This window comes from Actinacidiphila acidipaludis (assembly GCF_019890725.1).
Lineage (GTDB): Bacteria > Actinomycetota > Actinomycetes > Streptomycetales > Streptomycetaceae > Actinacidiphila > Actinacidiphila acidipaludis.
In genome coordinates, this window is record NZ_JAINZZ010000058.1 from 1 (window position 1) to 15,464 (window position 15,464).

At 73.0% G+C, this 15,464-nt stretch carries 13 protein-coding genes; 5 read left to right on the top strand and 8 right to left on the bottom strand.

The window, feature by feature from the left end:
* The 4 genes from K7862_RS30315 to K7862_RS30330 form a co-directional block, all read right to left on the bottom strand.
* Nucleotides 1-553: FAD-binding protein (locus tag K7862_RS30315; protein ID WP_222967998.1), on the bottom strand; the 553-nt coding region annotated here is incomplete at its 3' end.
* Between the two features lie 27 nt (nucleotides 554-580).
* On the bottom strand, nucleotides 581-1,072 hold the full coding sequence (locus tag K7862_RS30320; RefSeq protein ID WP_222968000.1) for a succinate dehydrogenase hydrophobic membrane anchor subunit: 492 nt from the start codon (nucleotides 1,070-1,072) through the stop codon (nucleotides 581-583).
* 5 nt (nucleotides 1,073-1,077) lie between these two features.
* Nucleotides 1,078-1,458 (bottom strand): succinate dehydrogenase, cytochrome b556 subunit, encoded by a 381-nt coding sequence (gene sdhC, locus K7862_RS30325; RefSeq protein WP_222968001.1) that lies wholly within the window; start codon nucleotides 1,456-1,458, stop codon nucleotides 1,078-1,080.
* A 59-nt stretch (nucleotides 1,459-1,517) separates the two neighbouring features.
* Nucleotides 1,518-2,138 (bottom strand): 2-oxo-4-hydroxy-4-carboxy-5-ureidoimidazoline decarboxylase, encoded by a 621-nt coding sequence (locus K7862_RS30330; protein WP_222968002.1) that lies wholly within the window; start codon nucleotides 2,136-2,138, stop codon nucleotides 1,518-1,520.
* Between the two features lie 300 nt (nucleotides 2,139-2,438).
* Between K7862_RS30330 and K7862_RS30335 the strand changes: the two genes are divergently transcribed.
* Together K7862_RS30335 and K7862_RS30340 are read left to right on the top strand one after the other, a co-directional pair.
* The gene (locus K7862_RS30335) at nucleotides 2,439-3,194 is read left to right on the top strand and encodes an RNA polymerase sigma factor (protein ID WP_372461700.1); all 756 of its coding nucleotides are present in this window, start codon (nucleotides 2,439-2,441) and stop codon (nucleotides 3,192-3,194) included.
* Between the two features lie 9 nt (nucleotides 3,195-3,203).
* A complete protein-coding gene (locus K7862_RS30340; RefSeq protein WP_222968004.1) occupies nucleotides 3,204-4,508 on the top strand; it encodes a hypothetical protein in 1,305 nt (434 codons plus the stop codon).
* Nucleotides 4,509-4,746: 238 nt separating this feature from the next.
* On the opposite strand, the gene K7862_RS30345 is transcribed toward K7862_RS30340, so the two are convergent.
* On the bottom strand, nucleotides 4,747-5,655 hold the full coding sequence (locus K7862_RS30345) for a L,D-transpeptidase family protein (protein ID WP_308012271.1): 909 nt from the start codon (nucleotides 5,653-5,655) through the stop codon (nucleotides 4,747-4,749).
* Between the two features lie 197 nt (nucleotides 5,656-5,852).
* Here K7862_RS30345 and K7862_RS30350 point away from each other — a divergent pair, with 197 nt between their 5' ends.
* Nucleotides 5,853-7,433 carry an acyl-CoA mutase large subunit family protein gene (locus K7862_RS30350; protein WP_222968005.1) on the top strand — a complete coding sequence of 527 codons (1,581 nt, stop codon included), beginning with the start codon at nucleotides 5,853-5,855 and terminating at the stop codon, nucleotides 7,431-7,433.
* A 267-nt stretch (nucleotides 7,434-7,700) separates the two neighbouring features.
* On the opposite strand, the gene K7862_RS30355 is transcribed toward K7862_RS30350, so the two are convergent.
* Nucleotides 7,701-8,390 carry a TetR/AcrR family transcriptional regulator gene (locus K7862_RS30355; protein ID WP_308012272.1) on the bottom strand — a complete coding sequence of 230 codons (690 nt, stop codon included), beginning with the start codon at nucleotides 8,388-8,390 and terminating at the stop codon, nucleotides 7,701-7,703.
* Between the two features lie 264 nt (nucleotides 8,391-8,654).
* Here K7862_RS30355 and K7862_RS30360 point away from each other — a divergent pair, with 264 nt between their 5' ends.
* Nucleotides 8,655-11,285 (top strand): YfhO family protein, encoded by a 2,631-nt coding sequence (locus K7862_RS30360; protein WP_308012273.1) that lies wholly within the window; start codon nucleotides 8,655-8,657, stop codon nucleotides 11,283-11,285.
* Between the two features lie 164 nt (nucleotides 11,286-11,449).
* On the opposite strand, the gene K7862_RS30365 is transcribed toward K7862_RS30360, so the two are convergent.
* Both K7862_RS30365 and K7862_RS30370 read right to left on the bottom strand, forming a co-directional pair.
* Entirely contained in the window at nucleotides 11,450-12,814 is a 1,365-nt protein-coding gene (locus K7862_RS30365) for a polysialyltransferase family glycosyltransferase (RefSeq protein ID WP_222968008.1), read from the bottom strand.
* Nucleotides 12,814-13,887 carry a glycosyltransferase family 2 protein gene (locus K7862_RS30370; RefSeq protein ID WP_222968010.1) on the bottom strand — a complete coding sequence of 358 codons (1,074 nt, stop codon included), beginning with the start codon at nucleotides 13,885-13,887 and terminating at the stop codon, nucleotides 12,814-12,816. The genes K7862_RS30365 and K7862_RS30370 overlap by 1 nt, the downstream gene beginning before the upstream one ends.
* A 185-nt stretch (nucleotides 13,888-14,072) precedes the next feature.
* On the opposite strand from K7862_RS30370, the gene K7862_RS30375 reads away from it, so the two are divergent.
* A complete protein-coding gene (locus tag K7862_RS30375) occupies nucleotides 14,073-15,371 on the top strand; it encodes a DUF6716 putative glycosyltransferase (protein ID WP_308012274.1) in 1,299 nt (432 codons plus the stop codon).
* The last annotated feature ends 93 nt before the right edge of the window (nucleotides 15,372-15,464 follow it).

The window sequence follows — 15,464 nt, forward strand, 5'->3', positions numbered from 1 at the left end:
GCTCGTACGCCACCACGCCGGCCGAGCGCCGCACGCCGTCGACCTCGGTGAGGAGCTGGTCCAGGACGTAGAACTCGTTGAAGAACTCCACACCCTCCTTGACGCAGTTCTGATAAAGCGTCTGGAGGATCATGTGGCCGGTGCGGTCCGCGGCGTAGCACGAGCGACGCACCGCGGCCTCGCCGTGGTTGCGGGTGTGACCGCCGAAGCGGCGCTGGTCGATGCGGCCCTCGGGCGTCCGGTTGAACGGCAGGCCCATCTTCTCCAGGTCGAGGACCGCGTCGATGGCCTCCTTCGCCAGGATCTCGGCGGCGTCCTGGTCGACCAGGTAGTCACCGCCCTTGATCGTGTCGAAGGTGTGCCACTCCCAGTTGTCCTCCTCGACGTTCGCGAGGGCGGCGGCCATGCCGCCCTGCGCGGCGCCGGTGTGGGACCGGGTCGGGTAGAGCTTGGTCAGGACGGCGGTGCGGCTGCGCTTGGTGGCCTCGATGGCGGCGCGCATACCGGCGCCGCCCGCGCCGACGATGACGGTGTCGTACTTGTGGATCTGCATGGGGTCGCTTCCCTGTCCGGCCCTGGCCTAGCGGATGTTCGGGTCGAAGGTGAAGATCACCAGCGATCCGAGCACGATGGTGAACGCCACAGCGGTGAACAGCAGCGTCTTCAGCCAGAAGCGGGTGTTCGCCTGCTCGGCGTAGTCGTTGATCACGGTGCGCAGGCCGTTGCCGCCGTGCAGCATCGCCAGCCACAGCATGGCCAGGTCCCAGAACTGCCAGAACGGCGATGCCCAGCGGCCCGCCACGAACGCGAAGCCGACCTTGGTGACGCCGCCGTCCAGCACGAGCTGGATCAGCAGGTGGCCGATGACCAGGACCACCAGCACGACGCCGGACAGCCGCATGAACAGCCAGCCGTAGAGCTCGAAGTTCGTGCGGGCGGACCGTCCGGGGCTCTGTGTCCGCTTGGTGCGGGCGCGCGGCGGCTCGATCACCGGGGCCGGGTTCTCCGGGCTGTACGACACGCTGGAGCCGGTCAGCTCCACCTCGTCGACGGGGGTGACTTCAGTGGCCATGACGTTCAGCTCCCGAACAGGACTCGTGCGGCGTGGCCGAGGACGGGGTAGATCGCGCCGATCATCAGCACGATCCACAGGCCCATGACCGTCCAGAACATCTGCTTCTGGTAGCGGGGACCCTTGGTCCAGTAGTCGACGGCGATGATCCGCAGGCCGTTCAGCGCGTGGAAGAGGATCGCGGCGACGAGGCCGTACTCCAGCAGGCTGACGATCGGGGTCTTGTAGGTCGCGACGACCTTGTCGTAGTCCTCGGGGGAGACGCGCACCAGCGCGGTGTCGAGGACGTGGACGAACAGGAAGAAGAAAATGAGGACACCGGTGACTCGATGAGCCACCCATGACCACATGCCTTCCCGGCCGCGGTACAGCGTTCCAGCCGGCACGGAAAATACCCTCCGGGAGCGGGACGAGGGGTGCCGGCTGTCGTTCGCTTGCTAGTCGGTCACGCCCGGCCGGGTACGGTCCACCGGCCCCGGCCATCGTAGCGACGCCATGTCGGCTCGGTACCACGGGGTAGGTCAGGTGTGATCGATCCCGCACGGTCGGGTGAACCGGCCAGCCGGATCAGGCGGAGCCGGGCGGTCCGCCGGAGCTGCTCGGCGGTGACCGCGGCCTCCTCGTCCTCGTCGTGGTTCAGCCGCTGCCGCAGCGACGCCAGCGTCTGGTCGAGGACCTGGGCCGGGTCCTCCTCGTCCAGGGCCAGCACGAACGCGTGACCGAACCTGGCCTCGTAGGCGGCGTGCGCGGCCCGCAGCGCGGTGCGCGCGGTGAGGCTGCCGCGGTCGGGCAGCGGCGCGGTGGCCTCCGCGGCCAGCGCCTCGGCGACGTCACCGGACGTCAGGTCGTAGGCCGCCTCGTCGGCGGCGGCGAGCAGCGCCTCCACCGTCGGGTAGGGGCGGTGCGCGGCCATCCGGCGGGCCCAGCGGTGGGAACCGCAGGCGGTGCGGAACGCCGCCTCGGCGGCCAGGGACGGTGCCAGGTTGAGCGGGTTCAGCCCCTCGATCGGGGTGTCGCTGGACAGCGGACTGCTCCTGGGGACTGGCGGGGCGTACGGCGGGGTCACTCAACTGTACGGCCCGGCAGCGCACATGGGGCTGCGGTGACCGCTGTGGCGGCGGACTTCACCCGTACGGGACCAGGTGGCGGCATCGGGTTGACGCGCGGGGCGCGGCCGGGTTGAGCTGGAGTCCGCGCGGCGCCGTATTGAAACGTTCCGCTGGCCCTGAGCTGTGACGACGGCCGGGGTCCGCCTCCCCCCACAGGAGCGTCCCCGGCCGCCACTAGTAGGGCGTACGGTCGGCCGAAAGTGTCACCGGACGGCATGAGGCAGGATGGAACGGTGCTCGAAGGGGTGGGGCCGGACGTGGATCTCGATACCGCGGTGAGCGGCGCGCAGGGCGGTGACGAAGCCGCCTTCCGGGTCGTGTACCGCGCCGTGCAGCCGCAGTTGCTGCAGTACGTACGCAGCCTCGTCGGCCCGGTGGACGCCGAGGACGTCGCCTCCGAGGCGTGGCTGCAGATCGCCCGGGACCTGCCGTCCTTCCGCGGCGACGGCAACTCCATCCGCGGCTGGGCCGCCCGCATCGCCCGCAACCGGGCGCTCGACCACATCCGCGCCCGCAGCCGCCGGCCGATCGCCGGGGCGGGCGTCGACGAACTCGTGCAGCTCCCCGACCGGGCGGACACTGCGGGCGAGGCGCTCGACGCGGTCGCCACCGACCGCGCGCTCGCCGCCATCGCGGCCCTGCCGCGCGAACAGGCCGAGGCGGTCCTGCTGCGGGTGGTGATGGGCCTGGACTCCACGAGCGCGGCCCGGGTGCTGGGCAAACGGGCCGGTTCGGTTCGGATGGCCACCCACCGCGGGCTGCGGCGGCTCGCGGAGCTGCTGGAACAGGAGCAGGAGCAGGAACAGGAAAAGGAGCAGGAGCAGGGACAGGACCGCGAGCAGGGGAACGGCCCGGAGGCCGGCGGCCCGGGGCTGTTCCCGGAGCAGGCGCGGGAGAAGGAGCCGGAGCGGCAGGACGGACGCGGAGGGGCCGGCGGACAGGAGTACGGCCGGGGGCGGACGGCCCCGGGCCGGCGTGCGGATGTGACGTTTTCCGCGTCCCGGGCGCTGTGAGGAATTGACATGACCGAGAACCGACGCCACGACGGCGCCCCACCGCTGCCCGGGCACCGGTCCGCCCCCACGACGCGGTCCGGCGCGCGCCCTTCCGCGCGCGCCGCCCGCACCGACTGGCTCACCGGACAGGCCGCCGAACTCCTGCTCTCCGGCCACCGCGTCCCCACCGCGGACGCCGAGGCCGCTGCCGCCGCCGACCGGCTGGCCCGCCTGCTGTCCGCGGCCGCCGGCCGGCCCGACGGGGACGCCGGAGCCGAAGGCCCGCTGGCCGGACCCGGATTCGCCCTGGACCCCGCCCGCGAGGAGGCCGCGCTCGCCGCGTTCCGGGCCGCCCGCGCCGCCGGGCCTTCCTCCCGCCACGCCCAAGCCCCCGCTCCCGCCGTGCCCGCCGGACGCGACCGCAGGCCCGGCAAGGCCGTCCGGCTGCGCCTGCCCGGCCTGCGCTCGATCCGGGTGGCGAGCGCGGCGATGGCCGCGGTGCTCGCCCTGGGCGGCGTGGCCGCCGCGGTCGCGGCGGGCACCGGCCGGCTGCCGCTGCCCGGTGGCGGCTCCGGCGCGCCCGCGGTGAGCACCTCGCCGGGCACCCACGGCGGCGCCTCACCCGCGACCACCGGCTCGTCCCGGCGTGGTGACGGCCGGACGGACGGCACCGCGACGACCGGCCCGGGCCGGCAGTGCGCCGCCGCCCCCGGCCACGACACCGACCGCCGGTACGGCCCGGGCGCGGGCAACGGTGCCTGCACCGGGTCCGGCGACCGCTCCGGTGGCGAGGCCGGCAAGGGCAAGGACGGCGGCGAGGACCCGCGGACCGGCAGCGGCGAGGGCAGGAACGACGGCGCGGCCGAAGGCAACGGCCAGAACCAGAACGAGGGCCGGAACGACGGCAAGGGTGACGGGAAGGGCCAGGGCAAGGGACAGGGCAGCGGCAACGGCAAGGGCAAGGGCAAGGCCGACGGGAACGGCCAAGGCCAGGACCAAGGCCAGAACGCGAGCCCGAGCGCGAGCCAGAACCAGAACCAGAACCAGGGCAAGGGCAAGGGCAAGGGCAAGGGTCAGGGCAGGAACGCGGGCAAGGGCGGCGGCAAGGGCGTGAACGGCGGCTCCGGTGGCTCCGGCGGCTCCGCCAACGCGCAGACCGCGTCCGGCGCCCAGGGCGCCTCGGCGCGGAAGGCGTCCCCCGAGCCGTCCGCGGAACCCGCGGCCGAGCCGTCCGTGAAGCCGTCACCGAAGCCGTCCCCGAACGCGTCGGCCCGGAGCACGACGACGCCTGCGACGGCGAAGCCTGCGACGGCGAAGCCGGGCGCGGCCTGACGGACGCCGCGCCGGGCCGCCAGGACAGGGCGCCTGACAAGGGAGATCGGCCGCAGGGTGACACTTCCGGCGGCCGATGCGCTTTAGGTAGTGAACCGACTGGTCATCGGTTCCGGTGGACCCCGGTTCTCCCCGTACCGGGGTCTACGTACAGAGCGCGGCCGGGCGCATTCCCCCTGCCCGGCCGCGCTCGTCCGTCAGCGGTGTTGGCTGCCGCCGCGGACATCGGGAGCGGTCGTCACCAGTAGACGACGACCTTGTCGCCGACCTTCACCTCGTCGAAGAGCCTGGCGATCGCCGCCTTGTCCCTGACGTTCACGCAGCCGTGCGAGGCGCCGGCGTAGCCGCGGGCCGCGAAGTCCGACGAGTAGTGCACGGCTTCGCCGCCGCTGAAGAACATCGCGTACGGCATGGCCGTGTGGTAGATCGTCGACACGTGGTCGCGGCTCTTGAACGTGACGTGGAAGAGCCCCTCGCGGGTCGGGGTGTACTGCGAACCGAACCGCACGTCCATGGTGGCCAGCACCTTGCCGTTCACCACCCAGGACAGCGTCCGGGTGGTCTTGCTGATGCACATCGCGTGGCCGGTCATGCAGCGCGGGTCGAGCTTGGCCACCGGCTTCGGCGCGGCCGGCGGGTACATCTCGCCGTGCGTCGGCGGGCGGGTCAGTGCCCGCAGCCGGGTCCAGGTCGCCCGCGTCACCGTGCCGCTCGCGGTCAGGCCGTGGCGCTCCTGGAAGTCGCTCACCGCGTGCTGCGTCACGGTGCCGTAGTAGCCGGTCGGCGTACGGCTGAACAGGTGGAGCTGGCCGAGTCGCGCCTGGAGTTCCCGCACCTGTGCGCTGGAGGCGCCCGCCGTCATGACCACGGGCTCGGCCGGCGGCCTGGTGGTGGCCGGAGTGGCCGGGCCGGCCGGAGTGGTCGGCGGCCGTGTGGCAGGCGTGGTGGCGGGCGTCGTGGGCGGCGCCGTCGTCGCCGGCGCGGCCGGGGTCGTGCCGGTCGCCGGTGTGCCGGTGGTGGCCGGCGCCGCGGCCGGCTTGCTGTCGGCGGTGTCACCGCCCTGCGGCCCGCAGGCCGTGAGGACGACGGCGGACAGCGCCGCCGTCACCGCGGCAGCGGCCAGGGCCACCGGAGGTCTTCTGCGCACGGCTCTCACCTTCCCCGTTCTCTCTCCCCGTGGATTTCGGTCGATACCCCCTAGACACCGAATGGCGCCTGCGCGGTTGCGCCCCGTTCGGGGAGACTGTGAGGAAGGTCCCAGCCCGTCGCACTGCACGGCCGGCACAGCCGCCACTACAGTCCGTGGCTGGCCCCACCAGACAGTTCTTCAGCGGAGGCGCGAGCATGGCACGCGAGTCGGAATCCGGTCTGCCGATCGAGCCGGTCTACGGGCCGGACGCCCTGGACGGCTGGGATCCCGACGGCAAACTCGGGGCGCCGGGCGGTTACCCGTTCACCCGGGGCGTCTACCCGTCGATGTACACCGGGCGGCCGTGGACCATGCGGCAGTACGCCGGGTTCGGCACCGCCACCGAGTCCAACGCGCGCTACCAGCAGCTCATCGCCAACGGCACGATGGGCCTGTCGGTGGCCTTCGACCTGCCCACGCAGATGGGGCACGACTCCGACGCGGCGATCGCGCACGGTGAGGTCGGCAAGGTCGGGGTGGCCATCGACTCCGTCGAGGACATGAAGGTGCTGTTCGGCGGGATCCCGCTGGACAAGGTCTCCACCTCGATGACCATCAACGCGCCGGCCGCGCTGCTGCTGCTCCTCTACCAACTGGTCGGCGAGGAGCAGGGGGTGCCGGCCGACCAGCTCACCGGCACGATCCAGAACGACGTGCTGAAGGAGTACATCGCCCGCGGCACCTACATCTTCCCGCCGAAGCCGAGCCTGCGGCTGATCGCCGACATCTTCGCGTACTGCAGGACCGAGATCCCGAAGTGGAACACCATCTCGATCTCCGGTTACCACATGGCCGAGGCCGGTGCCTCGCCCGCGCAGGAGATCGCCTTCACCCTCGCCGACGGCATCGAGTACGTGCGGACGGCGATCGCGGCCGGCATGGACGTCGACGACTTCGCGCCGCGGCTGTCGTTCTTCTTCGTCTCCCGCACCACGATCCTGGAGGAGGTCGCCAAGTTCCGCGCGGCCCGCAGGATCTGGGCGCGGGTGATGCGGGAGGAGTTCGGGGCGAAGAACCCCAAGTCGCAGATGCTGCGGTTCCACACCCAGACCGCGGGCGTCCAGCTCACCGCCCAGCAGCCCGAGGTCAACCTGGTGCGGGTCGCCGTCCAGGGTCTGGCCGCGGTGCTCGGCGGCACGCAGTCGCTGCACACCAACAGCTTCGACGAGGCCATCGCGCTGCCCACCGACAAGTCCGCGCGGCTCGCGCTGCGCACCCAGCAGGTGCTGGCCTACGAGACGGACGTCACCGCGACCGTCGACCCGTTCGCCGGGTCGTACGTCGTGGAGAAGATGACGGACGAGGTCGAGGCGGCGGCCCTGGAGCTGATGGAGAAGGTCGAGGAGCTCGGGGGCGCGGTGGCCGCGATCGAGCGGGGCTTCCAGAAGACGGAGATCGAGCGGAACGCCTACCGGATCGCGCTGGAGACCGACGCCGGGGAGCGGACCGTGGTCGGCGTCAACCGGTTCAAGCTCGACGAGGAGGAGCCGTACGAGCCGCTGCGGGTCGACCCGGCGATCGAGGCGCAGCAGGCGCAGCGGCTGGCGGAGTTGCGGGCGGGCCGCGACCAGCAGGCGGTGGACGCGGCGCTGGCCGCACTCCGCAAGGCCGCCGAGGGCACGGACAACGTCCTCTACCCCATGAAGGAGGCGTTGCGGGCTCGCGCCACGGTGGGGGAGGTCTGCAACGCGCTGCGTGAGGTGTGGGGGACGTACGTGCCGACCGAGGCGTTCTAGCCTCCGGCTCGGCTCGGCGGTTTGCCCCCTCGGGGTGCGTTCTCCTTCGTGCGGGAGCTTCCCGAGCCTGGGCTAGTTCGCACCTCGCACCTCGCACCTCGCACCTCGCGCCTCGCATCTCGCGCCTCGCGGCGCTGCGGAGTCTGGGGTGCCCGTGGCGGTGCGTTGCCGGCTGGCCGCCGGGTGGTCGGTTGCTCGCGCTGGGGGCACCTCCCGGGCGAAACCTGGGGGACCCCGCGCCCCTTCGGGGCTCGTTCGGCGGGGGACTTAGCGGGTGGCGTAGGTGAGGAGGGTGGGGCTGAGGAGCGACTCGACGGTGTCGAGGAGGGCCAGGGCGGCTTCGGCCACGGTGCCGGGGGGCTGGCCCGCGCGGGTGCGGCGGCCGATCTCGCGGAACAACTCGGTCTGGGCCCAGCCCAGTTGTGAGGCGACCAGGTGCGGCGTCGGGTCGCCGGACGCAGCCCCCGTCTCGGCCGCCAGCACCGACCCGAGCGCCTCGACCATCTCGCGGCCTATCGCGTCGAGGCGGACCGACAGCGTCGGCTCGGCCCGCACCATCTCCAGGAAGCGGCCGAATCCCTGGGTCAGCCCGACCATGCGCTCGCCGTTGCGCAGTTCCCCGCGGAGCGCCGCCAGCACGGCGGCGGCCGCCGACTGCCCGGGTGCGCGGTCCTGGACCATCTGGACCATCCGCTGCGCCGACGCCTCCTCCGGGTAGAAGACCAGGTCCTCCTTGGAGGGGAAGTACGTGTAGACCGTGTTGACTGAGACCTCGGCGGTCCGCGCCACCTCGGCGATCGTGACCTGGGCGAACCCGCGTTCCAGGAAGAGGCCGGTGGCGACCTCGGCGATGTGCCGCCGGGTCTGCCGCCTCTTCTCGTCGCGCAGCCCGACCGCGAGGATCTCCTCCGCGCGGGTCGGATGGCCATGCCGGCTGCCGTGAGTGATGTCGGTCACGCTCCCATCGTAGGGCAGCCGACCTGGGGGTCGTCGGCAGCGCCGGTCCCGCCGGAGCCCCCGGCGGCGTGATCGGTCCGCGGCGCACGGCCGGTCCCGGGGACGGCGCGGCGCGACGGGCGTTCACCGTTCGGCAGCCGGGGATTCGTCTTCCCGTCCGGTCGGCGACGCCCGGCTCCGATGGGATGGCTCACCACCCGTGCGGTGTCTCTCGCAGCGGGCCACGCGCGTTCAGGCGCGGTACGCACCCTTCCCGGAGGACCCGTGTCCCCTGCAACCAAGGCCGCCCCCGACCAGGGCAATCCCGCGAGCACGGCGGGGGAGCGGCGGCCGCCCACCGGCGGTGCATGGGCACGCGGCCTGCGGGGAGCCGGCGGGCGGCTGCTCGCCCACGCCCGGCGCAGCGCCGCGACCCGCGCGGGGCTCGCCGCGGCCGTCCTGGCCTGCGTCGTCTTCTGCCTCGGGTCCCTGCTGGCGGGCAGCTATCCGCTCGGATCGCACACCCGCAACATCGTGGACCTCGGCAACCAGTACCTGCCGTACCACGCCTACTGGCGGAAGATGCTGCTCGGCGGCGCCGACGGCGACCTGTTCGTGAACTGGAACTCCGGGTTCGGCTCGAACTTCCTCGGCGACTTCGGCACCTACCTGAGCAGCCCCTTCGACCTGCTGGTGGTGCTGTTCCCGGCCGACCACGTCGAGCTGGCGCTGTACGTCATCACCACGCTGAAGATCACCGCGGCCGCCGCCGCGATGGCCGTGTTCCTGCTGCGGCTGCGGCGCGGGCCGTGGCAGGTCGCCGCCGTGCTGGGCGTGGCCTACGCGCTGTCGGGCTGGACGCTCGACAACGGCGCCACGGTGCCGATGTGGCTGGACGGCCTCACCGCGTTCCCGCTGCTGTGCCTGGTGGGGGAGTGGGCCCGGGCCGGACGGCGTCCGGTGCTGGGTCCGCTGGTCGTGGGCCTGGCTTGGGTGGCGAACTTCTACACCGCCTACATGGCCACCATCGGCGCGGCGATCGTGCTGCTGATCCGGCTGTTCACCGCGGACGAGTCGGGCCGGCGCCGGCTGCGCGGGCTGCTGCACGCCGCCCGCGGCGTACTCATCGGCATCGGCCTCGCCGCCCCGCTGGTGCTGGTCATCTTCAAGGCCACCAAGGTCGCCGACCCCACACCCGTGGTGGTCTTCGACCCGGTCGCCTGGCGCGACTTCGCCGCCCGGCTGCTGCCCGCCACGACCAGCACGGCCACGCCCGCGCTCTTCATCGGCACCCCGGCCCTCGTCCTGGCGCTGACGCTGCCCTTCAACCGGGCGGTCGCCGCCCGCACCAGGGCCGTGTGGTCGGCAGCCCTGGTGCTGGTCGCACTGTCGCTCAACTGGGAGCCCACCCACCTGATCTGGCACGCGGGCGCCTCGCCGAACGGCATCCCCTACCGGCAGACGTTCGTGCTGTGCGGCCTGCTGGTCATCGCGGCCTGGCTGTCCGGCGCCGACGGACTGCCCGCGCTGCCCGCGCTGCTCGCCGGCGGTGCGCTGGTCCTCGCGCTGGCCGCGGCCGGGCACGGGCGTGAGGTCGTCGACCGCTGGTCCTACCCGGCCTTCGCCGCCGCCCTGCTGCTCGGGATCCTCGCCGCGGCCGCGCTGCTGCTCGCCCGGCGCCGCGGCCCCGGGGCGCGGGTGCTGCCGGTGGTGGCGCTGGCCCTGTTCGTCCTGGCGCAGGGCGGCGAGACCGCCGTGACGGGGATGCGTGTCGCCCAGCTCCAGCTGAAGGAGGTGTCCTGGTCGCCGCGGCTCGGTCCGGCCCAGGACGACATGGCGGCGGCGGTGGCCGCCCGGGACGACTGGCCGCGGACGCGCACCGACCCCGGCAACGTGCCGGGCGGCAACGACGAGATGGTCGTGGGCGGGCAGGGCGCGGAGTACTACAGCAGCCTGACCGCGGACGACACCTCGTGGACGCTCTCCGAACTGGGCTTCGGCTACTACGCCAAGGGCCGGCACACCATGTCCCTCGACAACCCGGTGACCGACGCGATCTTCTCCATCGGCACCCGGATGCACTCCCAGCCGCTCGCCCCGCCGCGGACCGACCAGGTGCCGCGGGCCGTCACCACCTCCACCACCTCGGCGGTGCCGCCGCTGGTGACCGTGCGCGGCGGGCTCCGGCTCGTAGAAGCCAAGCAGCACTGGGACCCCTCGGCGTTCGTCAACCAGGAGACGGTGCTGGGCGCGAAGGTCTACGACCCGGCCGCCCCCATCGTGCGGACCGACCCGGCCAAGGGCTCCGCCGTCCTGACCACGACCTGCACGCCGGGCGCCCAGGTCTACTTCTGGGCGCCGCAGTACACGGGCGACGCCACGCTCGCCGGCGGCCGGCCGGTGGGCTTCGACGGCCATCTGCCCGCGGTCCGCGGCGCGATGCAGGCCGTCGGCACCGTCCCGGCGTCGGGCACCGTCAAGGTCGCGCTGAGCTTCGTCGGCCACCTGCGGCTGCCGCAGCAGTCGATCGGCTGCCTCGTCAGGAGCCGGCTGGACGCGGCGGTACGGCAGTTGACCGCGACCGGGGCGACCGACGTGCGCGTCGACGGCCACACCCTGACCGCCGACCTGCCGGCCGGCAGCACCGGCACGGCCGTCGTCGCCGTGCCGCGCATCAGCGGCTGGCGGTGCTCGGCCGGTGACGGGCACGCCACCTCCGCCCGCACCTACTGGGGCCTGATCGCCGTGCCGCTCGACGGCGGGGCGGACTCGATCAGCTGCTCCTTCCAGCCGCCCGGGCTCAGGCTCGGCGGAGCGGTGGGAGCGGGCGCGCTGGTCTGCCTCGTCGCGACCGGCTGGTGGTACCGCAGGGCCGGACGGCGGGCCGGTGCGCGCGCCGAGGCGGCCGTCGCCTGACGGCACACCGCACGATCCCTGCCGGGGCCATGACCGCCGCCGGTCGCCGTACCTGCCGCGGCGCCCGGACGGCGAAACGCCGGCCGGTGCAGCGCGCGTCGCGCTCCACCGGCCGGCGTCGGTGTCTCGGGCCTCCGGGGCTCCCCGGGGTCCCGGCCCCGGTCTCAGCCGATCGTGGCCTTCTTCAGCGCGCGGGCCCGGCGGGCCACCCGGCGGACCGTGCGGTTGCGCGGCACGAACGCCAGGCGGGCCGGGATCGCGCCGGGCATCCCCAGCGTCGTCAGCCGCCGCCGCTTGAAGTACGGCCAGGTCTCCGCCGTCAGGTGGGCGCTCAGCCAGGCCACCGCCTCGTCCCGCAGCCCGGGGTGGGCCTTGGACTGCATGCAGTAGCCGACGGTGTGCAGCAGCGGCGTCAGATCCGCGGCCACGCTCCGCGGCGACGGCGGCGCCCAGGCGCGGACTGCGGCCGGGTCGCCGAGGTCGGGCAGCATCGCGTGGACGATGGTGACGGGGATGCGGTTGCTGTTCTGGTACGGCGTCAGACGCTCCAGCAGCAGCCGGGTGCCGGTGCGCGCCACCGGGATGTCGTACAGCACGGACGCGGTGAGCAGCGCGGTGGAGAAGCAGCCCACGACCAGCGCGGGACGCATCTTCTGGTAGACGACCTCGGCCAGCACGGGCGTGTCGAGCACCGTCAACTCGGCGCCCAGCCGGGCGGCTTCGACCTTGAGCGGCTCCAGCCAGTGCGCCGGGGCCGTCGGGTGCGGCTTGAAGACGATCTGCCGGTGGCCGAGTGCGACGGCGCCGCGCACCATCGACAGGTGGAGTTCCTCCTCCTCGGCGGTGCTGAGGATGTTCAGCGCCGAGAGGTACTGGCCGAGCAGCAGCGCGGAGTCCGCCGGCATCCGGTCGAGGGCCTCGACCTCGGAGTCGTCGGCGGCCGCGGCCACTTCGGCGAGCACTTTGGTGAACGCGGAGCCCGGCACCACCTCGGAGGGCACCCCGAACTCGGTGAGCAGCATGGGCTCCAGGCCCGGCACGAGGTCCAGGTGCAGCAGCTTGTCGATCCGGGTGTCCACCAGCAGCCCGAGCTTGTTGCGGGTCGGGCCGTACGACATCAGGCCGTCGGCGTAGACGGTGATCGGGGCGTCGAGGAACACCTGGGCGGCCGAGAGGGCCGGCGGGACCTGCAGGGACTCCACGATCAGCTCGACGTCGTCGTCGCCGAGGTCCCAGAGCATCCGCAGGTGCCGTTCCCACAGGGGGACTTCGTTGGTGCGCGGGGTCCAGCCGCCGGGGTGCAGCGGGTGGACGAACGCGTTCCAGGACACCAGGCGGTCGAAGCGGCCGCGCAGCGGCTCGAAACCGGGTGCCTGGTCCAGGCTGGGGTTGGTCTCGGGGACCGAGGCGTTGTTGCAGACCACCAGGATGCGGCGGTCGGCCGGGCGGATCGCGCCGGCGTCCATCGCGGCGGCCAGCGTCGCCGCGCCGTACAGGGTGGAGGCGAGGAAGAGCTGCGTCGTGGCCATCAGGCGACCGCCGATCCGTTGTTGTCGACCGCGTCGTCGTCGTCATCGTCCGGCACCGCCGCCGATCCGTTCACGCCCGCGCCCTGTGCCGGTTCGGTGTCCGAGCCGTCGGGCCGGGCGCCCAGCCGCCGGCGCAACCGCCGGATCCGCGTGCTGCGTTCGAGGTCCATCGAGTCGAGCACGTCGTTGAGCACGTCCTTGGGCAGGCGCGAGAGCAGCGCGGCGCAGTTGGCCTTGAGGCGGCGGGCCATGGCCGGCTCGAACCGGTCGATCTGGTCCAGGTGGAAGACGATGAGCGCGCAGAACTGGCGGACGGCCTTGGGCAGGAAGCGGTCGCCGTCCGGGTCCTTGGCCAGCATGTCGAAGACCATCTCGCACGAGCGGATGAAGTCCAGCTGGCGCTCGTCGCCGATCTGCGTCAGCGACGTCGACACGCTGCGGCGGTAGTGCATGCCCAGCAGCCCGACCACGCCGACCGACTCGGCCTCCAGGTGCATCCGCCAGGACCACAGCCGGTCCTCTGCGGTGCGCAGCGTCTCCGGCATGCGCATCAGGCCGCGCTCCACCGCGCGGCGGTGGTAGGCGCCGAACGGCAGGTTGGGATAGTCGACGAGGGAGGGGCGGTCGGCCGGAAGAATGCAGGTACGCGGGTCGAGTGCGACATTACGGCGGCCGTGCGGGACCCGGATGATGTCGCGCTGGGCGCCGGTGCACTTGATGTGGTCGGTGCGCAGGAAGTCGACGTCGAGGTCGTCCATCGCCTTGACCAACCGGGGCAGATAATCCGGAGCCATCCAGTCGTCGCCGTCCATGAAGGTGAGGTATTCGCCTTCGGCCGCGTCCAGACCCGCGTTGCGCAGCGCGGAGACCCCGGCGTGCTCCCGGAGCAGGACGCGCGCGCCCGGCAGCGTGCGCGCCCCTTCTTCCAGCAGACGGGGCGTCTGGTCCGTGGACCCGTCGTCCATGAGCAGCATCTCGAAGTCCGAGCGGGCGTTGGCCCTGAGGCTGCGCAAGGCGTCTGGGACGTATTGCTGCACGTTGTAGAACGTCACGATGACGGAGAGCTTGACCACTCGCGGAATCCTAGGGTCTCGCCCGTCGGCTCAATTGGCGAGCAGGGAACGTTTGGGTTAACGGAGATCGACCGGAAGGTGGTCCGAGCCGAATATGGCCGCGTGGTGAATTGGCGGCATGTTGTTTACCTCTTGTTGGCCCGGGATTTGTCCCTCGAACCCAACCGCTTCCTACCGTCTCCATCGTGCCAAAACGCAAGTCCGGCCCGTTGCGGGTCACGGTGGTCGCCGATTCGGACACCCGGTGGAAGTGGGGTGCGCTGACCGCGCGCCGTATCGATCCCGAGGCCCGTCTGGACGCCCGCCTGCTCCGGGGCAGGGCCACACCCACCCCGCGGCAGCTCGCCGAACTCGGCATACCCGCCGACTCCATGGTCGAGGCGACCGCCGCCGAGATCCTGGCAGGCGTCAACGAGGAGAACTGCGACGTCGTCGTGGTCTCCTGCGTCGGCGGGACCGTCCAGGCGCTGCTGCACGGCTTCAACCGGGCCTGGGAGGGCCGCGGTTCGCGTCCCGTCGTGGTCACCGGGTACGTCGGCGTGGTCTACGAGAAGCTCGCCGACGGCCTGCTGCTGCGGGCCGGCGCGGACGTCGTCCTCGCCAACAGCGCCGACGACGCACAGCGGTTCACCGCGGTGTACGAAGGTGTCGGCCACCCGGCGGACGCGATCGTCGAGACGGCACTGCCCTTCCTCGGCGGCGAGCCCCACCGGCCCGACGACACCCGGCCGTTCACCGTCACCTTCGCCGTCCAGCCGTCCGCACCCGAGGGCCGCGCCGACCGGATGCACCTGCTGCGCCGCACCGTCGAGCACGCCCGGCGGCACCCCGAGCGCGCGGTCCTGGTCAAGCTGCGCAGCAAGCCGGGCGAGCACACCACGCACATCGAGGAGCACCCGTACCAGAAGCTGGTCGCCGGGCTGAACCCGCCGGACAACCTGAGCCTGGTCTACGGCAACATGGCGGAGGTCCTCGACCGCACCGACCTCCTGGTGACCGTCAGCTCCACCGCGGCCCTCGAGGCGCTGCACCGGGGAATCCCCACCGCGGTCCTCACCGACCTCGGGATCCGCGAGACCCTCGGCAACCACCACTTCCTCGGCTCGGGCTGCTACGCCTCCTGGGACGAACTGGACGACGGCCACCTGCCGCAGGCCGACCCGGGCTGGACCGCCGCGCACGGGGTGGCGAGCACCGACCCCTACGCGGCGCTGCGCACCCGCGTCCGCTCCCTGCTGGACGCCCCCGAACTCCCGCGGCTGGCCCCGTACTACACGGCCCGCACGGCACCCGGCTACCTGCCCGGTGTGCTGGCCCGGCACGGCCTCGACATCAAGGGCAAGCCGGTCGCCGGCCTCGCCCCCGCCGAACCCGGACCGCTGCGGCGCGCCGTGCGCGACCTGGTCCGCAACTCCGCGCGGACCGCGTACCGCCAGGGCGTCCAGCGCGTCGCCCCCACCATCCGCCGCCTGGGCCAGCTGTGACGGCGCCGCCCGGGACATCAGGATTCCGGCCCGAGCCCCGCCACCGGCCGGTGGCCGATCGCGGCGCCGCCGTGGCCGCCCGCGCGGTCACCC